Genomic DNA, 18,884 nt, shown 5'->3' with positions numbered 1-18,884 from the left:
AGCATGGCCCTTGTGGCGCGGCTGCTTGTGGTGGACGATGACCCCCGCATCCGGCACCTGTTGGAGCTCCTCCTTTCCGGGGCCGGCCACCAGGTGGTGCTGGCGGATTCGGCGAAAGCCGCCCTGGAGCATCTGCGCAGGGAAACCCCGGATCTGATCCTCCTGGACATCATGATGCCGGATATGGATGGCCTCACCCTCCTGGGGCGCATCCGGGCGGTGCGCCGCCTGGCCAAGGTGCCGGTGATCATGTTCACCGGGGGTGGCAAGGAGCTGGAGGGACCCAGCCGGGCTTTGGGGGCGGATCTCTTCCTGGAGAAGCCCGTTTCCGGCCGCCGGCTTAAGGAGGTGGTGGAAAACCTTCTTGCCCGGGAAGGGTATGTGCTGCCCGGCGGGGAGCGGGTAAATAGCCTCGAGGAGGTGGGTAGCCGCTTGCGGCACGCCTTGCCCGAGGAGGCCCGCTTCAAGCTCCTTTGGCGAAAGACGGCAAGCCGCCGTGCCCTTCTGCAAAACCTTTTGGCCAAGGGCTGGACCGAGGCCCTTTTGCGGCGCATTCTTCCCGGCGAATACGACCTCTATGACCTCCTTGGCCACCTGGCCTTTGGCTGGCCTTTGGTGCCCTTGAGGGAGCGGGCAGCCCGGGTGCAGGACCCCCGCCTGGCTTCCCACCTGGAGGCCTATCTGAAGGAGAAGCGGCTACCCCTGGAGGGGAACGGCCTCCTGGAAGAGCTGGCCCAGGCCCTGTACGCTTAGGGGGTGGCCGAGCTTTTAGAGATCACCGATCCTGAGGCCTGGAACCGGATGGTTTCCAGCCTCCCCATCACCAGCGCCCTGCAGTCCTGGGGCTGGGGGGAGGTGAAGCGGCTTTCCGGCTGGGTGCCCAGACGACTTGCGGTCTACGGAAAGGAGGGGCTTCTGGGGGCAGCCCAGGTGCTGCTGCGCCCCCTGCCTGGGGGTCTCCGCCTGGCCTATGCCCCTAGGGGACCTGCCCTTTCCCGCCTCGAGGACCTGCCTCTGGTGGCCAAGGCCCTGGCCCAGGGGGTGCGGGGTACCCACCTGGTCCTAGAGCCCGAGGCGGGATGGCCAGCGGAGGAACCTTCCCCCACCTTCCCTGGCCTCCTCCTCGAGGAATCCATCCAGCCCGCCTATTCCCTATGGCTGGACCTCACCCAAGGGGAAGAAGCCCTCCTCAAGGGGATGAAGGAGATGCACCGCCGCAATGCCCGCCTGGCCCTCAAGCGCACGGAGCTTGGCGTGGAGGGGGAGGAGGCCTTTCCCGAGTTCTTCCGCCTCTTCGAGGAGACCAACCGCCGGGCCAAGCTCCTGCAGCACGCAAAGGAGTACTACCAGGCGGTGCTCAGGGAGATGAACCAGCCCTATGGGGAGGCCTTCTTGGCCGTGGCCCGTAAGGATGGGGAGGCCTTGGCGGCGGGGCTTTTTGTGGCCTTCGCTGGTAAGGTGGACTACCTTTACGGGGGGAGCAGCCGCGCCCACCCCGAGGCCAAGGCTCCCATGGGCATGCACCTGGCGGCCATCCGCCATGGGATCGGACGCGGCTACCGCATCTACGACCTATGGGGCGTGCCCAGGACCCCGGAGGGCAGCCATGCAGAGGGGATATGGCGCTTCAAGGAGGGGTTTGGGGGTAGACGCGTCCAGTTTCCCGCCTACACCCTGCCCCTTTCCCCCCTCTACCGTCCCTTGAAGCTCCTCCTGCGCCTGCGCAAGACCTGGGTGAACCTGCGGGTTCGGGGGAACCCGCGGGATGTCCTGGGCTGAAAGGGCTTGCGGGTCTTGTCATCTTTCTCAAGGGGCCTTGGGTAAGGTGGGAAGGTGGTGCGGCTCCTCCTTCTCCTTCTTGTCATCCTCAGTATGGTTTGTTGGTTCCTCCGGCCCCCGCCAAGGCCCTTGCCCACGGAAGGCGTGCGCCTTAAGGGGGTGGAGTTCTACCTTTTCCCCGAGGAGGAGGGGGTGGAGTGGCGGTTCACCGCCCAGGAGATGGTGGAGGAGGGAGGGGTTTTCCGCATCCAGGGGGGGCTTAAGGGGGAACGCTATGTGGAGGACCGGCTGGACCTGCGCCTTTTCGCCCCCGAGGTGGCGGTGGAGCCAGGGGATAACCTGCGGGCTCCTTTCGCCCGGGTGGAGATCCTGAAGGGATGCTTCCGCCTCCAGCTCTCCGCCCCGGGCAGGGGGGAGGTCCTCATCCGTCAGAAGGAGGGGTTTTTCGCCCCCTGGGTACGGATCGAGGCTCCTAACCTGAGGGGAGAGGCCCAGGGCTTTCGCTCGGATTTCGGCATGGAGCGCATAGAAGCGGAAAGCCCGCGGTTTGAGTTTCCCGCGGGTGGCACCTTTGGTCCTTGTACCGTGGAAGGAGGTAGCTCATGAGAAGGTGGGTTTGGTTGTCCCTTTTGGGTTTGGCCTTGGCCGCTTCCGGCGTCCGGGTGATTCAGGTGGAAGGGGGTCGGCTTTCGGGGGACCTGCGCTACGGCCCCTGGACCTTTGAGGGGGAGGTGAGGGGCCGGGTGAAGGACCTGGAGATCCGCTCCCCCAAGGCCACCCTCACCGCTCCCAAGGGCAAGACCATGCAGGAGGCGGAAGGGGAGCGGGAGGCCCGCTTTGAGGGCGGGGTGGTGGTGCGCCGGGGCCGGGTGGAGGCCAGGGGGCCGGTTCTGGTCTACCGGGAGAAGACCGGGGAGGGAGAGCTTCTGGGCCCGGCCCGCATGCGCCAGGAGCCCAAGCCGGGGGAGGACCCGGTGGAGGTGGAGGCCAGCCGCATGACCTTCCAGGTGGACACGGACACCTCCAGCAGCGAAAATGCCCTCCTTAAGAGCGGGAACCAGGAGGGGCGGGCCGCCTTTGTCTACTACGAGGAGGAGAAGGGCCTGGCGGTGTTCACCGATTCCAAGGAAGTGGTCCTCACCCGCAAGCGCAAGGACGGGGACCTGGTGATCCGGGCCAAGGAGGTGCGAAGCCTCACCGGACCCAAAAAGCTCATCGCCACCGGGGGGGTGCGGCTTCAGGACGGGGATCTGGTCACCACGGGGGAGAGCCTCTACTACGACGATACCACCGGGGAGGCCATCGTTTTGGGCAGGCCGGCGGTGAGCGAGAACAAGAAGGAAGGGTTCAGGCTTTCGGGGAACACGCTCCAGCACAATGTGAACCGCCACCAGGTGCGGGTTTACGGCAAGGAGTTCCGCCTGCCCGTGGGGGAGTTTAGGAAGCTTGGGGAGAAGTAAGCGGGGTTTAAGGTGCTCCTCTCCCGCCCTTGCCGCCATGCCCTAAGGTTCCTCCTTGGGGTGGCTGCTCTTTGCCTCCTCGCCCTGGCCCAGGAGGTCTTCCACCCCCAGGTGGAGCTCACCCGCAAGGAGAAGAAGGTGGTGGCCTGGGTGAGCGGGGAGGAGGGAAGCCTCTTCTACGCGGACTACGGGGACCTCCTGGTAGGGGAGCTGCAAGCCCTTTCCCCCGAGAGGGTCCAGGTGGAGAACCGAGCCTTCTTCCGGGATGCGGGAAGCGCGGTGGAGGAGGGGCTGAAGGTGGGGGAAAGGGTGGAGGTGGCCTATAACCCCGATTGGGAACAGGAGGGACTTCCCTACCTGATGCGTTTGCGAAGGGCTGGCGAAGGGAAAGGGGAGCGCTACCTCCGCCTCGTCCTCTTTGACCCCAAGGGGGTGGAGGTGCGCCTGGGGGAGGAGGTGGAGGCCAGGGGGCCCCTGGCGGTGGTGGAGCGGGGTGGGGTGGAGGAGCTCTTCCTCTCCGGGGGAGAGGCCCGGTACCTGGAGGAGGAAGGCCGGCTGGAGCTAAGGCCGGCCCCCGGAAAGGTGGCGGTGGCCCAGGGGCAGATGCGGGTGGAGGGGCAGAGGCTCCGCTACCAAAACGACACCGGGGAGGCCCTATTGGAAGGTCCTCTGGAAGTGCGCCGCGAGGGGGAAAAACCCCTTTCGGGCAAGGCGGGCTCCTTGCGCTATCTTCTGGACGAGGACCGGCTTTGGCTTCTCGGAGGGGTGGAGCTTAGCCAGGGCGGGCGCACCACCAAGGCCGAGCGGGCGCTTCTCCGGGAAAAGGAAGGGTACGCCTTCCTGTATGGGAAGGTGGAAAGCCGGGACGAAAGGGGTGTGGTGCGGGGGGAGCGGGTGCGCTACGCCCTGAAGAGCGGGGAAGTGGTGGTCCTGGGTGGGGTGGCCGGGGAGTTCCGCGGCGACTAGGCGGGCACGCCCGCCATCAGAAGGCCCAGGCGCTCTTCCTTGGCTTCTTCCGGGGTGAGTTCCCCCACGATGCGCCCCTCGTACATGACCAGGATGCGGTCCGAGAGGCTGATCACCTCGGAAAGGTCGGCGGAAACCAGAAGCACCGCCAGGCCCTGGTCGCGGGCCTCCACCAGGCGTTGGTGGATAAATTCTATGGCTCCCACGTCCACGCCCCGGGTGGGCTGGGCGGCGATGAGGAGGCGGGGCCCCCGCAAAAGCTCCCTGCCCACCACGATCTTCTGCTGGTTCCCCCCGGAGAAGCGCCGGGCGGAGAGGTCCGTGGAGCGAGGGCGGACGTCAAAGGTTTCCACCAGGGTCCGGGCGTGGTGCTCCATGGCCTTCCCATCCAGAAAGCCCAGGAAGCCCCGGAAGGGGGGGCGGTGCTGGTCCCCCAGGATGGCGTTTTCCCGCACGGAGAAGTCCAGGACCAGCCCCCGGGCGAGCCGGTCCTCGGGGATGTGGCTCACGCCCGCCTCCCGTACCTTGAGGGCCAGGTGGGGAAGAGGGTGGCCCAGGTAGCGCACCGTTCCCCGGTACTTGCGCAGGCCCGCCAGGGCCTCCACCAGCTCGGTCTGGCCGTTCCCTTCCACCCCGGCGATGCCCACGATCTCCCCAGCCCGCACGAAGAAGCTCACCCCCCTTAGCCTGGGGGGCGCCTCGAGGCCCTCCACCTCCAGCACCACCTCGCCCGGCTTGGCGGGGCCCTTTTCCACCCTCAAGACCACCTCCCTTCCCACCATCATCCGGGCCAGCTCCTCCAAGGAGGTTTCCGGGGTCTTCACCGTGCCCACCACCCTTCCGTCCCGGATCACCGTGACCCGGTCGGACACGGCAAGCACCTCCTTCAGCTTGTGGCTGATGAAGATGGCGGCGTTTCCCTTGGCCACATAGGCCCTGAGGAAGCGGAAAAGCTCCTCCGCCTCCTGGGGGGTTAGGACGGCGGTGGGTTCGTCCAGGATGAGGATTTTGGCCTGGCGGTAGAGGGCTTTGAGGATCTCCACCCGCTGCTGCAAGCCCACGGGGAGGTTCTCGATGCGCTCGTCCAGGGGTACCTGGAAGCCCAGCTCCTCCATGAGGGCGGTGGCCCGCTTCCTGGCCTCGTCCAGATTGAGGTATAGAGGGCTTCCCGGCTCGAGGCCCAGGACCAGGTTCTCCAGCACGGTGAAGGGCTCCACCAGCATGAAGTGTTGGTGGACCATGCCGATGCCGTGGGCGATGGCGTCCAGGGGGCTCTTGGGCCGGTAGGGCTTGCCGTCCACCCACATCTCCCCTTTGTCCGGCGGCTGCAGGCCGTAGACGATCTTCATCAGGGTGGACTTCCCCGCCCCGTTTTCCCCCACCAGGGCCAAGACCTCGCCCCAGTTCAGGTCCAGGCTGATGTGGTCGTTGGCCAGGACCAGGGGGAAGCGCTTGGTGATGTCCTTGAGCACCAGGGCCTTTGCGATGGCTCCGCTAGCCTCCACGCCCGGAGTATACAAAAAGGCCGGGGGAACCCCCCGGCCTAGAGAGCCCTTCCTTTAGCGCTTTTCAGGCACCTTGAGCTGGCCCTTGATGATCTGTTGCTTCAAAACCTCCAGCTTGCTCACCACCGCAGCGGGGATCAGGGCCTTGTTGTACTCGTCCAGGGCGTAGCCCACCCCGTTGTTGACCAGGCCGAACTCCCGCACCCCACCCTTGAAGGCCTTCTGCACCACGCTCTTGATGACCTCGTAGGTGGCCACGTCCACCCGCTTCATCATGGAGGTGAGGCCGTGGTTCAGGGTGTTGGGGTTGTTGTCGGTGTCCCCCAGGTAGTTCTGGTTGGCGTCCACCCCGATGAAGAAGAGGGGCGTGGCCTTGGTGCCGTCGGTGCCGCAGGTCTTGGTGTAGTCGGCGTACTTGGGCACCTTGGCGTAGGGGTCCGCCTTCCGCACGAAGCGGATGGCCCCGCCTTCCTTCAGGCACTTGGCCTGCTTCACGTAGTCGATGAGTCCCAGGCCTGAACCACCGGCGGCGGCATAGGTGATGTCGGCTCCCTGGCGCACCTGGCTGGCGGCGATCTCCTTGGCCTTGGCGGGGTCGTTCCAGGCGGCGGGGGTGTTGCCCACGTACCCCACCAGGACCTTGCCCTGGATCTTGTCCTCCTTGAAAGCGTACTCCGCCCCGGCCCGGAAGCCTGCCTCAAACTTGTGGATGAGGGGGATGTCCATGCCGCCGATGAAACCCACCACCCCAGTGCGGCTCATCTTGCCGGCGATGTAGCCCACCAGGAAGCTCCCCTCGTGCTCCCGGAAGACCAGGCCCACGGCGTTGGGAAGTTTGCCTTCCCCGGGGACGGCGTCGATCACCGCAAAGTTCACCTTGGGGAACTCTTTGGCGGTGGCGGTGATGGCGGGTTCGTTGGCGAAGCCCACCCCGATCACCAGGTCAAAGCCCTCCTCGGCGAAGGTTCGGATGCCCTGGCCCACCTGGGAGGGGTCGGCGGGCTCGAAGTCGAAGAGCTTAACCCCGAAGTCCTTGGCTGCCTTCTGGGCTCCTTCCCAAGCGGACTGGTTGAAGGAGCGGTCAAACTTGCCGCCCGCATCAAAGGCGATCCCCACGCGCACCTGGGCCAGGCTCAAACCTAGGGCCAATACCGCCAAAAGGGCCACAATACGTTTCATCTGCCACCTCCTATGGCATTTCGCCGTAGGGCATTATACCCGGTTCGGTAAACTCAAGGCATGACCCTGGAGGAGGCTCGCAAACGGATCAACGAGCTCCGGGACCTCATCCGCTACCACAACTACCGTTACTACGTCCTGGATGCCCCGGAGATCTCCGATGCCGAATATGACCGGCTTTTGCGGGAGCTTAAGGAGCTGGAGGAACGCTTTCCCGAGCTCAAAAGCCCGGATTCCCCCACGGAGCAGGTGGGGGCTAAGCCCCTCGAGGCCACCTTCCGCCCCATCCGCCATCCCACCCGCATGTACTCCCTGGATAACGCCTTCACCCTGGAGGAGGTCAGGGCCTTTGAGGAGCGGATCGAGCGGGCCTTGGGGAGGAAGGGGCCCTTCGTGTACACGGTGGAGCACAAGGTGGATGGCCTTTCCGTGAACCTCTACTACGAGGAAGGGATTCTGGTATGGGGGGCCACCCGGGGGGACGGGGAAACAGGGGAGGAGGTCACCCAGAACCTCCTCACCATCCCCACCATTCCCCGAAGGCTTAAAGGGGTACCGGAGCGCCTCGAGGTCCGGGGCGAGGTGTACATGCCCATAGAGGCCTTCCTCCGCCTCAACGAGGAGCTGGAGGAAAAGGGAGAGAAGATCTTCAAAAACCCCAGAAACGCCGCCGCCGGCTCCCTCAGGCAGAAGGACCCCCGGATCACCGCAAGGAGGGGCCTCAGGGCCACCTTCTACGCCCTGGGCCTCGGCCTGGAGGAAAGCGGGCTCAAGACCCAGCTGGACCTCCTTCACTGGCTTAGGGAGAAGGGGTTTCCCGTGGAGCATGGCTTTGCCCGGGCAGAAGGGGCAGAGGGGGTGGAAAAGATCTACCAGGGCTGGCTGAAGGAGCGGCGAAGCCTTCCCTTTGAGGCGGATGGGGTGGTGGTGAAGCTGGATGAGCTTGCCCTCTGGCGGGAACTGGGGTACACCGCCCGGGCCCCGCGCTTTGCCATCGCCTACAAGTTCCCCGCGGAGGAGAAGGAAACCCGCCTGCTTCAGGTGGTCTTCCAGGTGGGACGCACGGGCAGGGTGACGCCGGTGGGCATCCTGGAGCCCGTCTTCATTGAGGGAAGCGAGGTCAGCCGGGTTACCCTGCACAATGAAAGCTACATTGAGGAGCTGGACGTGCGCATCGGGGACTGGGTCCTGGTGCACAAGGCGGGGGGGGTGATCCCCGAGGTCCTCAGGGTCCTGAAGGAGAAGAGGACCGGGGAGGAGAGGCCCATTCGCTGGCCGGAAACCTGCCCCGAGTGCGGCCACCGCCTGGTCAAGGAGGGCAAGGTGCACCGCTGCCCCAATCCCTTGTGCCCGGCCAAGCGCTTTGAGGCCATCCGCCACTACGCCTCCCGTAAGGCCATGGACATCGGGGGCCTTGGGGAGAAGCTCATTGAGAAGCTCCTGGAAAAGGGCTTGGTGAAGGATGTGGCCGACCTTTACCGGCTTAAGGAGGAGGACCTGGTGGGCCTCGAACGCATGGGGAAGAAGAGCGCAGGGAACCTTCTCCGCCAGATTGAGGAGAGCCGGAGCCGGGGCCTGGAGCGGCTCCTCTATGCCCTGGGACTGCCGGGGGTGGGGGAGGTGCTGGCCCGCAACCTGGCGGCCCACTTCGGCACCATGGACCGCCTCCTCGAGGCCAGCCTGGAGGAACTCCTCCAGGTGGAGGAGGTGGGGGAACTCACCGCCCGGGGGATTTACGAAACCCTGCAGGACCCTGCCTTCCGGGACCTGGTGAGGCGCCTCAAGGAGGCTGGGGTGGAGATGGAGGCCAAGGAACGGGGGGAAGAGGCTTTAAAGGGCCTTACCTTCGTCATCACCGGGGAGCTTTCCCGCCCCCGGGAGGAGGTGAAGGCCCTCTTGAGGCGCCTGGGGGCCAAGGTGACGGATTCCGTGAGCCGCAAGACCAGCTACCTGGTGGTGGGGGAGGCCCCGGGGAGCAAGCTGGAGAAGGCCCGGGCCCTGGGGGTGCCCACCCTGACGGAGGAGGAGCTGTACAGGCTCATAGAGGAGCGCACGGGGAAGCGTCTGGAAACCCTGGCCTCCTAAGGCGGGTGGGGTCAGTCGGGCAGGCCTGGGTTAAAGATCTTTTCCAGGGCCTCCTGGAGCCTGGAACCGGACAAGCCAAGCTCTTTCAGGGCCTTTTCGTAAAGCTCCGGGGTGAGAAGCCCCTGGAGGGCCTTAAGCTCCGTACGGGAGAGATGGGCTCCCTTTAATACGTGCTCCTCAAAGCTCTGCCAGGCCAGGGGCACATGGGCCTTGACTATTTCAGCAATGGCCTTGGCGTACTGCCTTATTTCCCACTGGGCATGGGGATCCAGGCGCAGGGCCAGGAAGTGGAAAAGATTGTGGAGGTCCTGCTTCCAGTAGAACTCGGTGTAGAGGTTTAGGGGCAGGACCATGCGGGCCATCTCCCGGGCGATCCCCTTTTCCAGAAGGGTTTGGTAGGCCTGGTAGGCTTCCCGCTCCACCCCTTTGAGGAGAAGGGAGGCTTCCTCATCGGAAAGCTCCCCCTCGGAGCCCTGCTTGTTCCGCCGGGCTTGTTTCCGCCATGCTTGTGGCTCGTAAAACTCCTCCTTGAGGACGGAGTAGCGACCGGAGATCTCGTTCACGCTGGCGGTGCGGTGGCGGAACCACTGGCGCACCACGAAGATGGGAGCCTTCACGTGGAACTTGAACTCCACCATCTCAAAGGGGCTGGTGTGGCGGTGGCGCATGAGGTAGTCGATAAGGGCGGCATCCTCCCGCACCGTCTTGGTGCCGGGGCCGTAGGAAACCCTGGCTGCCTGGACGATGGAGGCATCGCTTCCCATCACCTCCACCAGGCGCACGAACCCCTTGTCCAAAACCGCAATCTCCATGCCCTTGAGTCTACTTGCCCTTTGGCCCAAAGGGGTCTACCCTAAGCTCATGCGGGTCCGCACCCCCTTTGCCTACAAGTGGCGGCACGGGCGCTACAGGCCCTCTTGACCTTGGCTCTAAGGGCTTGCGGCATGTAGGATGGATAGGCTTTGTGGCGCCAGTGCGCCCATTTTCGGAGCGAGTATGTTGAGGTTGCCAGACTTTCCCCTGCCCGACCCTCGAGGACGCTTCGGTCCTTACGGAGGAAGGTACGTTCCCGAAACCTTGATCCCGGCCCTGGAGGAGGTGGAGGCCGCCTACAGGGAGGCCAAGAAGGACCCGACATTCTTGGCGGAGCTTGAGTACTACCTCAAGACCTTTGCCGGCCGGCCCACTCCCCTGTACCACGCCAGGAGGCTTTCCGAGTACTGGGGCGGGGCCCAGGTGTACCTGAAGCGGGAGGACCTTTTGCACACCGGGGCCCACAAGATCAACAACACCCTGGGCCAGGCCCTCCTGGCCCGGCGCATGGGCAAGAAGCGGGTCATCGCCGAAACCGGCGCCGGGCAGCACGGGGTTTCCGTGGCCACGGTGGCCGCTCTCTTTGGCCTGGAATGCGTGGTTTACATGGGGGAGGAGGATGTAAGGCGGCAGGCCCTGAATGTCTTCCGCATGAAGCTTCTGGGGGCGGAGGTGCGTCCCGTGGCCGCGGGAAGCCGTACCCTTAAGGACGCCACCAACGAGGCCATCCGGGACTGGCTCACCCATGTGCGCACCACCTTCTACATCCTGGGCTCGGTGGTGGGTCCCCACCCCTACCCCATGATGGTGCGGGAGTTCCAAAGCGTGATCGGGGAGGAGGTGAAGGAGCAAAGCCTCAAGCTTTTTGGCCGTTACCCCGACGCCCTCATCGCCGCCGTGGGGGGAGGGTCCAACGCCATCGGCCTCTTCGCTCCCTTTGCCTACCTTCCCGAGAAGGAGCGCCCCCGGCTCATTGGGGTGGAGGCCGCCGGGGAAGGGCTTTCCACCGGCAGGCACGCCGCCAGCATCGGGGCGGGAAAGCGGGGGGTGCTTCACGGAAGCTACATGTACCTCCTCTACGACCACGATGGCCAGATCACCCCGGCCCACTCGGTTTCCGCCGGGCTGGACTACCCCGGGGTGGGACCGGAACACAGCTACTATGCCGACCAGGGCATCGCCGAGTACGCTGGGGTGACGGATGAGGAGGCCCTCGAGGGTTTCAAGCTCCTCGCCCGCCTCGAGGGGATCATCCCCGCCTTGGAATCCGCCCATGCCATCGCCCACGCCGCCAAGGTGGTCCCGGAGATGGACAAGGACCAGATCGTGGTCATCAACCTCTCGGGCCGGGGGGATAAGGACGTGACCGAGGTGATGCGCCTTCTGGGAGGGGAGCTATGACCACGCTGGAAGCCTTCGCCCGGGCCAAGGCCGAGGGCCGGGCCGCCTTAATCCCCTACCTCACCGCGGGCTTCCCCAGCCGGGAAGGGTTCTTGCAGGCGGTGAAGGAGGTACTGCCCTACGCCGATCTTTTGGAGATTGGCCTCCCCTACTCCGATCCCCTGGGGGACGGCCCGGTGATCCAGCGGGCCAGCGAGGAGGCCTTGAGGAAGGGGATGAGCGTCCAGGGCGTTTTGGAGCTCTTCCGGGAGGTGCGGGCCCTCACCGAAAAGCCCCTTTTCCTCATGACCTACCTGAACCCCGTGCTGGCCTGGGGGCCGGAGCGGTTCTTCAGCCTTTTCAAGCAGGCGGGGGCCACGGGCCTCATCCTGCCCGACCTTCCTCCCGATGAGGACCCTTCCCTGGTGCGCCTGGCGCAGGAGATCGGCCTGGAAACGGTATTTCTCCTGGCCCCCACCTCCACGGATAGGCGGGTGGAAACCGTGGTGGGCTACGCCACCGGGTTCATCTATGCGGTTTCCGTCACCGGGGTCACCGGGGAGCGGGAGCGCCTGCCCGACGAGGTGCGGGACCTGGTGCGGCGGATCAAGGCCAAAACCTCCTTGCCCGTGGCCGTCGGCTTTGGGGTTTCGGGGCGGGAAACCGCGGCCCAGGCGGCGGTGGCCGACGGGGTGGTGGTGGGAAGCGCCTTGGTGCGGGCCCTCGAGGGGGGTCGGCCCCTGGCTCCTCTCCTCGAGGAGATCCGCCAAGGGCTTTTGCAGAAGGAACCCGCTTAGGCCAGGGGAAGCTCGGCTTCCTCTTCCAGGATGGCCTTGGGGTCCGGATACCGCAGGATGCGGTAAAGCGGGTCGCGCTCCGCTGGCTTGAAGCCTGCGTCCACGATGTGGCGCACGATCTCCCGAACCGTGGCGTGGGTGCGCCCATGCCCTCCTGCCGCCGAGACCACGTTTTCCTCCAGCATGGTGCTGCCGAAGTCGTCGGCCCCGTAGTAAAGCGCCGCTTGGGCCACCTTGAACCCCAGGGTGGGCCAGGAAGCCTGGAGGTGGGCGAAGTTGTCCAGGGTGAGCCGGGCGATGGCCAGGGTTTTCAGGTACTCGTGAGCGGTGGCCCCGGGAGCCTTGCCCTTCAGGCGGGTGTGCTCCACCTGCAGGGTCCAAAGGGCGAAGGCGGCAAAGCCATTCCGGTACTGCTTCAGGGCCTTGTCTTGCTGGGCGCGGATGCCTAAGAGGTGAAGGGTGCGCTCCCTTGGGCCTTCTCCGAAACCGATCACCATGCTGGCCAGGGTGTAAAGCCCCAGGGCCTGGGCGGCGTCCACGATGCGGTACCAGTCGGCGGTCTGGATGCGGGCAGGGGCGGCCTTGTGGCGCACCTCGTCCACCAGGATCTCCGCCCCGGCCCCCGGCATCCCGTCCAGGCCAGCCTCCATCAGCTTTTCCAGGATCTCCCCAGCCTTAAGCCCGGTAAGCCGTTCCAACCCCAGGATCTCCTCGGGGCTGAAGGCATCGATGCGCAGGTCGGGGAAGCGGTTCTTCAGGTAGCGCAGGAGGTCCAGGTACCACTCCAAGGGCAGGTCCGGATTAACGCCTCCTTGCATGAGGATGCGCCTTCCCCCCACCTGGTAGAGTTCCTCCACCTTCCTGGCGATCTCCTCGTAGGTGAGGGTGTAGGCGTCCTCTTGCCGCCGGGTGCGGTAAAAGGCACAGAAGGCGCAGGCCACGGTGCAGACGTTGGTGTAGTTGATGTTGCGGTCTATGAGGAAGGTGACCACCTCGGGGTCGGTCTTCTGCAAGCGCACCTCGTGGGCGGCGGCGGCCAGCTCGGGAAGGGGCAGTTCAAAGAGGGCCATGACCTCCGCCTCGGAAAGCCTTTCTCCCGCCACGGCCTTTTCCAGCACATCCATGGGCCTTATGCTACACCCTTAGGGCTTCGCCGGTTGGAGGCTGGGCCACGGGTAAAATGTAGGCATGGAACTCAAGGTAATCCCCATCGAGAAGCCGGAAAACCTGAACGTCATCCTGGGCCAGGCCCACTTCATCAAGACGGTGGAGGACCTGCACGAGGCTTTGGTGACCGCCGTGCCGGGCATCAAGTTCGGCCTGGCCTTCTCCGAGGCCAGCGGCAAGCGCCTGGTGCGGCGCTCGGGCACCGATCCCGAGCTTACCGAGCTTGCGGTCAAGAACCTCCTCAACCTGGCGGCGGGGCACAGCTTCCTCATCGTTTTAGGGGAGGGGTTTTACCCCATCAACGTGCTTCATGCGGTGAAGGCCTGCCCGGAGGTGGTACGCATCTATGCCGCCACTGCCAATCCCCTCAAGGTGGTGGTGGCGGAGGAAGGGGAGCAACGGGCCATCCTGGGGGTCATGGATGGCTTTAAGCCCCTGGGGGTGGAGGACGAGGCCGAGGTGGCCTGGCGCAAGGACCTTCTCCGCCGTTTTGGCTATAAACTTTAGCGCCCCCTTATCCCGGCTTTGGGGGCTTGGGGTAAGATGCCCTCATGGAGCCTGGAACTGCTGCGCCCGACTTTGCCCTGCCGGACCAGGAGGGGCGGATTCACCGGCTTGCCGATTACCGGGGGAAGTGGGTGGTTCTCTACTTCTACCCCAAGGACGACACCCCGGGTTGCACCAAGGAGGCCTGCGGCTTCCGCGACCGCATGGGGGATCTGCAGGACCTGGGTGCCGTGGTGCTTGGGGTGTCGGCGGACGATGTCCAAAGCCATAAGCGCTTCGCCGAGAAGTACGGTTTGAACTTTCCCCTTCTTGCCGATCCCGAGCGGGAGGTCATCCTGGCCTACGGGGCTTGGGGGAAGAAGAACCTTTACGGCAAGGAGTACGAGGGGGTTTTGCGCCAGACCTTCCTGATCGATCCCGAGGGCCGGATTGCCAAAGTCTGGCGCAAGGTTTCCCCGGAGGGCCACGCCGAGGAGGTGGCGGAGGCCCTGAGAGCCCTGAGGGGGTCTTGAGGATGGAAAGGCCTTTGGAAAGCTACAAGAAGGAGGCTGCCCATGCGGCGGTAGCCTTTGTGCAGGATGGCATGGTGGTGGGCTTGGGCACGGGGTCCACGGCTAGGTATGCCGTCTTGGAGTTGGCCCGGCGGTTGAGGGAAGGGGAGCTTAGGGGGGTTAAGGGAGTTCCCACCTCCGAGGCCACCAAGGACCTGGCCCTGAGGGAGGGGATTCCCCTGGTGGATCTTCCGCCAGAGGGGGTGGACCTGGCCATTGACGGGGCTGACGAGATCGCTCCGGACCTCTCCCTTATCAAGGGCCTTGGTGGGGCTCTGTTGCGGGAGAAGATCGTGGAGGGCAACGCCAAGGAGTTCATCGTCATCGCCGACCACACCAAGAAGGTGTCGGTATTGGGCCGCGGGGTGGTGCCGGTGGAGATCGTGCCCTTTGGCCACCTGGCCACCCTAAGGGCCATCCGCTCCCTTGGGGGGGAGCCGGAGCTGAGGATGAACGGGGATGAGGTTTATTTCACCGACGGGGGCCACCTCATCGCCGATGTGCGCTTTGGCCCCATCGGGGATCCTTTGGGCCTCCACAAGGCTCTTTTGGAGATCCCCGGGGTGGTGGAAACGGGGATCTTCGTGGGGCTCGCCACCCGGGCCCTGGTGGCGGGACCCATGGGGGTGGAGGAGATTCTGCCATGAGCCTCGAGGAGATCCTGGCTCGCTTGCGTGCTCATAGGGACGAACTTCAAGCCCTGGGTGTGAAGGACCTCTTCTTGTTTGGGTCCTTTGTACGAAAAGAGGCCGGCCCTGGAAGCGATTTGGACGTGGCTGTTGAGCTTATAGAGCCGGTTTCCTTTGATCGCCTCATGGCTTTAAAGCTTTACCTGGAAGACCTTTTGGGTGTACCTGTGGACGTGGTTCGTTTGAGGGCGCTAAAGCCCTCCTTGCGGCGGATCGTGGAGCGGGAAGGCCTGCGTGTCGCGTGACCCCTCCTTGTTATTGGAAGACATATTCTTGGCGTGTCAGCGGATTGTGCGCTACACGGAGGGGATGTCGTATGAGGCTTTTTTGGAGGACGAGCGAACCGTAGACGCTGTCCTCCGCAACCTCACGGTGATAGGGGAGGCCGTTAAGCGGCTTCCTGTGGGCTTTAAGCTTGCCCATCCGGAAGTGGAGTGGCGGAAGATAGCCGGTTTTCGGGATGTGGTGGTCCACGATTATTTTGGTGTAGACCTGGAATTGGTCTGGGACGTGGTGAGGAACAAGGTGCCGCAGCTTTATGCCTGGGTAGAGCGGGTTTTGCAGCAAGGTTGGGGTTGGGTGTAGAATCGGGGTTGTGAAGGGCATGCCTTTGGGCTAGGGCGGGAAGGTCCTTCCCGCCCGGGGCGCATGCCCCGGTTTTTCTTGGAGGAGGGATGGAAAAAGTTTTTTACATCACTACCCCCATCTACTACGTGAACGCAGAACCCCACCTGGGCCACGCCTACACCACGGTGGTGGCGGATTTCCTGGCCCGCTGGCACCGGTTGGACGGGTACCAAACCTTCTTCCTAACCGGCACGGATGAGCACGGGGAGACCGTTTACCGGGCAGCCCAGAGGGCAGGGGAGGAACCCCAGGCGTTTGTGGACCGGGTATCCCAGCGCTTCCGCAAGGCCTGGGAGCTTTTGGGCATCGCCTACGACGATTTCATCCGCACCACCGAGGAGCGGCACAAGCGGGTGGTGCAAAGGGTGTTGCAAAGGGTCTACGAGGCCGGGGACATCTACTACGGGGAGTACGAGGGGCTTTACTGCGTAAGCTGCGAGCGCTTCTACACGGAGAAGGAGCTTCAAGGGGACCTCTGCCCCATTCACGGCCGGCCCGTGGAGAGGAGGCGGGAGGGGAACTACTTCTTCCGCATGGAGAAGTACCGGGAGTGGCTCATAGATTACCTCCAGACCCATCCGGACCTCATCCGTCCTGAAGGGTACAGGAACGAGGTGCTCTCCATGCTCTCCGAGCCCGTCGGGGATCTTTCCATCTCCCGGCCCAAGGCCCGGGTTCCCTGGGGTATCCCCTTACCCTGGGATGAAGCCCACGTGACCTACGTCTGGTTTGACGCCCTCCTCAACTACGTGTCCGCCCTAGGCTACCCCGATGATCCCCGCTACGCCACCTTCTGGCCGCAGGCTTGGCACCTGATCGGCAAGGACATCCTGAAGCCCCACGCGGTCTTCTGGCCCACCATGCTGAAGGCGGCGGGGATTCCCATGTACCGGCACCTGAACGTGGGAGGGTTTCTGCTGGGGCCGGATGGGCGGAAGATGAGCAAGACCCTGGGGAACGTGGTGGATCCCTTTGCCCTCACGGAGAAGTATGGCCGGGATGCGGTGCGGTACTACCTTTTGCGGGAGATTCCCTATGGCCAGGATACGCCCGTGAGCGAGGAGGCCCTGAGGGCCAGGTACGAGGCGGATTTGGCCGATGACCTGGGCAACCTTCTCCAGCGCACCCGGGCCATGCTCTTCCGCTTCGCTGAAGGGCGCATCCCCGAGCCGGTTCCCGGGGAGGAGCTGGAGGAGGGGACGCGGCTTGCGGGGCGTTTAAGGGGGCTGGTGCGGGACCTCCGCTTCCACGTGGCCCTCGAGGAGACCATGGCCTATGTGAAGGCCCTAAACCGCTACATTAACGAAAAGCGTCCCTGGGAGCTATTCAAGGAGGATCCGAGGGAGGCTAGGGCGGTGCTTTACCGGGTGGTGGAGGGCCTGCGGATCGCCTCTATCCTCCTTACCCCGACCATGCCGGACAAGATGGCCGAGCTGCGCCGAGCTTTGGGCTTGAGGGAGGAGGTGCGCCTCGAGGAGGCGGAGCGCTGGGGTCTGGCGGAACCCCTTCCCCTTCCCCAGGAGGCGGGGGTTCTCTTTCCCAAGGAGGCTCCCAGGGAGGAGGCCAGGAGCTCCGGAGAGGGCAAAAGGGAGGATAGCGTAGAGGATCGTTCCATCAGCATAGAGGACTTTGCCAAGGTGGAGCTGAGGGTGGCGGAGGTGGTGGCGGCGGAGAAGCATCCCAACGCCGACAGGCTTCTGGTGCTTAGGCTTTCCCTGGGGAACGAGGAGCGCACCGTGGTTTCCGGAATCGCTCGCTGGTACCGCCCCGAGGAGCTCGTGGGGAAGAAGGTGGTGCTGGTGGCCAATCTGAAACCCGCCAAGCTCCGGGGCGTGGAGAGCCAGGGTATGATCCTGGCGGCTTCGGAAGGGGATAAGCTCACCCTGGTCACCGTGGAGGGGGATATCCCCCCGGGGGCGGTGGTGAAATAGCCCTTGGCGCAAGAGGGGTGTAGAGGAAGGAACTACCAGAGCCCCCACCCTGGCAGAGCCAGGGTGGGGTGGTTTAAAGGGGCCGGGAAAACCCGGCCCCTTTAGCCTTCCTCCCAGGCTAACGGGTGGCGTTAAGCTCCTGCAAAGCCCGCTTGAGGATGGCGTCTTGCTCCAGGTCCAAGACCGCCTGGCCCCGGTCCTCGGGAAGAGGCCGCTGGCGCTGGGGTTCGGCGTAGGTAAACTTGCCCTCGGCGTCGGCCTTCACCTTCACGGTCTTGCCGTTTAAGGTTACGCTGACCTCGGCCCCCGGCGGTGCCCCAGCCCCTTGCAAGGAGAAGGGAGTGGGGAAGCGGGTGTCCTTCACCTCGATGTCGGGCTTCAGGCCCTCCTTGTTGATGGCCCGGCGCTTGGGGGTAAGCCACTCGAAGGTGACCAGGGTGAGCTCGCCCCCGTTGGCCAGGGTGTAGGGGGTCTGGCCCACGCCCTTGCCGAAGGTCTTCTCCCCGATGACCTTGGCCCGGCCGTAGTCCTGGAGGGCCCCGGCCACGATCTCGCTGGCGGAGGCCGAGTTCCCGTTCACCAGGACCACCATGGGGCCATCCCATAAAGGCTTTCCCGAGGCCTCGCACCAGACCCGGGTGAGGTTTTTGGTGCGGGTATAGACGATGGGTCCCTCCTTTAGGAAAGCGCTGGCCACGGCGCAACCCTGGTCCAGGAGGCCCCCTCCGTTGTCCCTAAGGTCAAAGATGAGCTTCTTTATGCCCTGGGCCTTGAGCTCGTCTATGGCCCGCTTCAGCTGGTCCTCCACCTTGAAGTTGGCAAAGGTTTCCAAGGCGATGTAGCCCACGTCCCCGATCCTGCCCGTGGAAACCGAGATGATCTCCACCTTTTCCCGGATGAGCTCAAAGACCAGGGGGGCGGGGGTGCCTTCCCGACGAACCTTGATGGTGACCTTGGTGCCCTCGCGGCCGCGGATTCTGGCCACCACTTCCTGGAGAGGCAGGCCGGTCACATCCTCCCCGTCCACCTCCAGGATCACATCCCCGGCCCGCATCCCGGCCCGCTGGGCGGGAAGGCCCTTCATCACCCCTTCGATCTTGGCCCCCGTGCCGTCAGGGTTGGCGGGGGAAAGGGTGGCCCCGATGCCGAAGAACTCTCCCCTGAGGTCCTCCTGCCGGAGGCTTGCCCGCTGGGGCGGAGAGTAGCTGGTGAAGGGGTCCTTCAAGGCGGAAACCATCCCCCCGATGGCCCCTTCCAGGAGGGCGTTGAGCTTCTCCCGGGGCAGGGGTTCCAGGTAGTCCTGCTGGATCCTCTGGTAGACCTCCAGGAGGGCCTGGCCGTTGGGGTTTTGCAAGAGGTTTTCCGCCTGGGGACGAGGAAGCTGGGCGTATACCAGGGCCAGGACCACCCCGAGCCCTGCGATGAGCCATGCGCGTTTTTTCATCTCT

The 18,884-nt window shown here is 64.6% G+C and carries 19 protein-coding genes; 14 read left to right on the top strand and 5 right to left on the bottom strand.

The window, feature by feature from the left end:
* Positions 1 to 3: 3 nt before the first annotated feature.
* The 5 genes from KQ693_RS11585 to KQ693_RS11565 are packed head-to-tail and all read left to right on the top strand — an operon-like array spanning position 4 to position 4,205.
* Positions 4 to 753 (top strand): response regulator, encoded by a 750-nt coding sequence (locus tag KQ693_RS11585; RefSeq protein ID WP_267261379.1) that lies wholly within the window; start codon positions 4 to 6, stop codon positions 751 to 753.
* Between the two features lie 3 nt (positions 754 to 756).
* Positions 757 to 1,779, top strand: a complete 1,023-nt coding sequence (locus KQ693_RS11580; RefSeq protein ID WP_267261378.1) for a lipid II:glycine glycyltransferase FemX — start codon at positions 757 to 759, stop codon at positions 1,777 to 1,779.
* A 54-nt stretch (positions 1,780 to 1,833) separates the two neighbouring features.
* Complete coding sequence (locus KQ693_RS11575) at positions 1,834 to 2,385, top strand: hypothetical protein (RefSeq protein WP_416376360.1); 552 nt, start codon at positions 1,834 to 1,836, stop codon at positions 2,383 to 2,385.
* The gene (locus tag KQ693_RS11570; protein WP_038030284.1) at positions 2,382 to 3,239 is read left to right on the top strand and encodes an LptA/OstA family protein; all 858 of its coding nucleotides are present in this window, start codon (positions 2,382 to 2,384) and stop codon (positions 3,237 to 3,239) included. The genes KQ693_RS11575 and KQ693_RS11570 overlap by 4 nt, the downstream gene beginning before the upstream one ends.
* 12 nt (positions 3,240 to 3,251) lie before the next feature.
* Complete coding sequence (locus tag KQ693_RS11565; protein ID WP_267261376.1) at positions 3,252 to 4,205, top strand: LptA/OstA family protein; 954 nt, start codon at positions 3,252 to 3,254, stop codon at positions 4,203 to 4,205.
* On the opposite strand, the gene KQ693_RS11560 is transcribed toward KQ693_RS11565, so the two are convergent.
* A complete protein-coding gene (locus tag KQ693_RS11560) occupies positions 4,202 to 5,692 on the bottom strand; it encodes an ABC transporter ATP-binding protein (RefSeq protein ID WP_267262384.1) in 1,491 nt (496 codons plus the stop codon). The two genes, KQ693_RS11565 and KQ693_RS11560, sit on opposite strands and share 4 nt — an antisense overlap.
* Before the next feature lie 72 nt (positions 5,693 to 5,764).
* Positions 5,765 to 6,889: a BMP family lipoprotein gene (locus KQ693_RS11555; RefSeq protein WP_267261375.1), complete on the bottom strand. Its 1,125-nt coding sequence runs from the start codon at positions 6,887 to 6,889 to the stop codon at positions 5,765 to 5,767.
* A gap of 60 nt (positions 6,890 to 6,949) precedes the next feature.
* Here KQ693_RS11555 and ligA point away from each other — a divergent pair, with 60 nt between their 5' ends.
* Positions 6,950 to 8,974: an NAD-dependent DNA ligase LigA gene (ligA, locus tag KQ693_RS11550; protein ID WP_267261374.1), complete on the top strand. Its 2,025-nt coding sequence runs from the start codon at positions 6,950 to 6,952 to the stop codon at positions 8,972 to 8,974.
* Between the two features lie 11 nt (positions 8,975 to 8,985).
* Here ligA and thyX read toward each other — a convergent pair whose 3' ends face one another.
* Entirely contained in the window at positions 8,986 to 9,786 is an 801-nt protein-coding gene (gene thyX / locus KQ693_RS11545; RefSeq protein WP_038070007.1) for an FAD-dependent thymidylate synthase, read from the bottom strand.
* A gap of 184 nt (positions 9,787 to 9,970) precedes the next feature.
* Here thyX and trpB point away from each other — a divergent pair, with 184 nt between their 5' ends.
* Both trpB and trpA read left to right on the top strand, forming a co-directional pair.
* Complete coding sequence (gene trpB, locus KQ693_RS11540; protein WP_219758609.1) at positions 9,971 to 11,188, top strand: tryptophan synthase subunit beta; 1,218 nt, start codon at positions 9,971 to 9,973, stop codon at positions 11,186 to 11,188.
* The gene (trpA, locus tag KQ693_RS11535) at positions 11,185 to 11,964 is read left to right on the top strand and encodes a tryptophan synthase subunit alpha (protein ID WP_267261373.1); all 780 of its coding nucleotides are present in this window, start codon (positions 11,185 to 11,187) and stop codon (positions 11,962 to 11,964) included. The genes trpB and trpA overlap by 4 nt, the downstream gene beginning before the upstream one ends.
* Here trpA and mqnC read toward each other — a convergent pair.
* A complete protein-coding gene (gene mqnC / locus KQ693_RS11530; RefSeq protein WP_267261372.1) occupies positions 11,961 to 13,088 on the bottom strand; it encodes a cyclic dehypoxanthinyl futalosine synthase in 1,128 nt (375 codons plus the stop codon). The genes trpA and mqnC overlap by 4 nt on opposite strands.
* Before the next feature lie 64 nt (positions 13,089 to 13,152).
* Here mqnC and KQ693_RS11525 point away from each other — a divergent pair, with 64 nt between their 5' ends.
* The 6 genes from KQ693_RS11525 to metG all read left to right on the top strand — a co-directional run bounded on the left by KQ693_RS11525 (position 13,153) and on the right by metG (position 17,436).
* Positions 13,153 to 13,638: an adenosine diphosphatase gene (locus KQ693_RS11525; protein ID WP_239725427.1), complete on the top strand. Its 486-nt coding sequence runs from the start codon at positions 13,153 to 13,155 to the stop codon at positions 13,636 to 13,638.
* 44 nt (positions 13,639 to 13,682) lie between these two features.
* Entirely contained in the window at positions 13,683 to 14,150 is a 468-nt protein-coding gene (bcp, locus tag KQ693_RS11520) for a thioredoxin-dependent thiol peroxidase (protein WP_267261371.1), read from the top strand.
* 2 nt (positions 14,151 to 14,152) lie between these two features.
* Positions 14,153 to 14,836 (top strand): ribose-5-phosphate isomerase RpiA, encoded by a 684-nt coding sequence (gene rpiA / locus KQ693_RS11515; RefSeq protein WP_267261370.1) that lies wholly within the window; start codon positions 14,153 to 14,155, stop codon positions 14,834 to 14,836.
* Positions 14,833 to 15,123 (top strand): nucleotidyltransferase family protein, encoded by a 291-nt coding sequence (locus KQ693_RS11510; RefSeq protein ID WP_038069996.1) that lies wholly within the window; start codon positions 14,833 to 14,835, stop codon positions 15,121 to 15,123. The genes rpiA and KQ693_RS11510 overlap by 4 nt, the downstream gene beginning before the upstream one ends.
* Before the next feature lie 46 nt (positions 15,124 to 15,169).
* The gene (locus KQ693_RS11505; RefSeq protein ID WP_267261369.1) at positions 15,170 to 15,463 is read left to right on the top strand and encodes a HepT-like ribonuclease domain-containing protein; all 294 of its coding nucleotides are present in this window, start codon (positions 15,170 to 15,172) and stop codon (positions 15,461 to 15,463) included.
* A gap of 89 nt (positions 15,464 to 15,552) precedes the next feature.
* Complete coding sequence (gene metG, locus KQ693_RS11500) at positions 15,553 to 17,436, top strand: methionine--tRNA ligase (protein ID WP_267261368.1); 1,884 nt, start codon at positions 15,553 to 15,555, stop codon at positions 17,434 to 17,436.
* Positions 17,437 to 17,554: 118 nt separating this feature from the next.
* On the opposite strand, the gene KQ693_RS11495 is transcribed toward metG, so the two are convergent.
* Entirely contained in the window at positions 17,555 to 18,880 is a 1,326-nt protein-coding gene (locus tag KQ693_RS11495; RefSeq protein ID WP_038069989.1) for a S41 family peptidase, read from the bottom strand.
* Positions 18,881 to 18,884: the final 4 nt, after the last annotated feature.

This window comes from Thermus brevis (genome assembly GCF_026427635.1).
GTDB classification, from domain to species: Bacteria; Deinococcota; Deinococci; order Deinococcales; family Thermaceae; genus Thermus; species Thermus antranikianii.
Note: the sequence above shows the minus strand (reverse complement) of the source record. Positions and strands in the feature narration are given on the sequence as shown.

Coding starts and splice junctions, on each gene's coding strand:
- KQ693_RS11495 (WP_038069989.1), bottom strand. CDS start 18,880: ATGAAAAAACGCGCATGGCTCATCGCAGGGCTCGGGGTGGTCCTGGCC.
- metG (WP_267261368.1), top strand. CDS start 15,553: ATGGAAAAAGTTTTTTACATCACTACCCCCATCTACTACGTGAACGCA.
- KQ693_RS11570 (WP_038030284.1), top strand. CDS start 2,382: ATGAGAAGGTGGGTTTGGTTGTCCCTTTTGGGTTTGGCCTTGGCCGCT.
- ligA (WP_267261374.1), top strand. CDS start 6,950: ATGACCCTGGAGGAGGCTCGCAAACGGATCAACGAGCTCCGGGACCTC.
- KQ693_RS11585 (WP_267261379.1), top strand. CDS start 4: ATGGCCCTTGTGGCGCGGCTGCTTGTGGTGGACGATGACCCCCGCATC.
- bcp (WP_267261371.1), top strand. CDS start 13,683: ATGGAGCCTGGAACTGCTGCGCCCGACTTTGCCCTGCCGGACCAGGAG.
- thyX (WP_038070007.1), bottom strand. CDS start 9,786: ATGGAGATTGCGGTTTTGGACAAGGGGTTCGTGCGCCTGGTGGAGGTG.
- KQ693_RS11510 (WP_038069996.1), top strand. CDS start 14,833: ATGAGCCTCGAGGAGATCCTGGCTCGCTTGCGTGCTCATAGGGACGAA.
- rpiA (WP_267261370.1), top strand. CDS start 14,153: ATGGAAAGGCCTTTGGAAAGCTACAAGAAGGAGGCTGCCCATGCGGCG.
- trpB (WP_219758609.1), top strand. CDS start 9,971: ATGTTGAGGTTGCCAGACTTTCCCCTGCCCGACCCTCGAGGACGCTTC.
- trpA (WP_267261373.1), top strand. CDS start 11,185: ATGACCACGCTGGAAGCCTTCGCCCGGGCCAAGGCCGAGGGCCGGGCC.
- mqnC (WP_267261372.1), bottom strand. CDS start 13,088: ATGGATGTGCTGGAAAAGGCCGTGGCGGGAGAAAGGCTTTCCGAGGCG.
- KQ693_RS11555 (WP_267261375.1), bottom strand. CDS start 6,889: ATGAAACGTATTGTGGCCCTTTTGGCGGTATTGGCCCTAGGTTTGAGC.
- KQ693_RS11525 (WP_239725427.1), top strand. CDS start 13,153: ATGGAACTCAAGGTAATCCCCATCGAGAAGCCGGAAAACCTGAACGTC.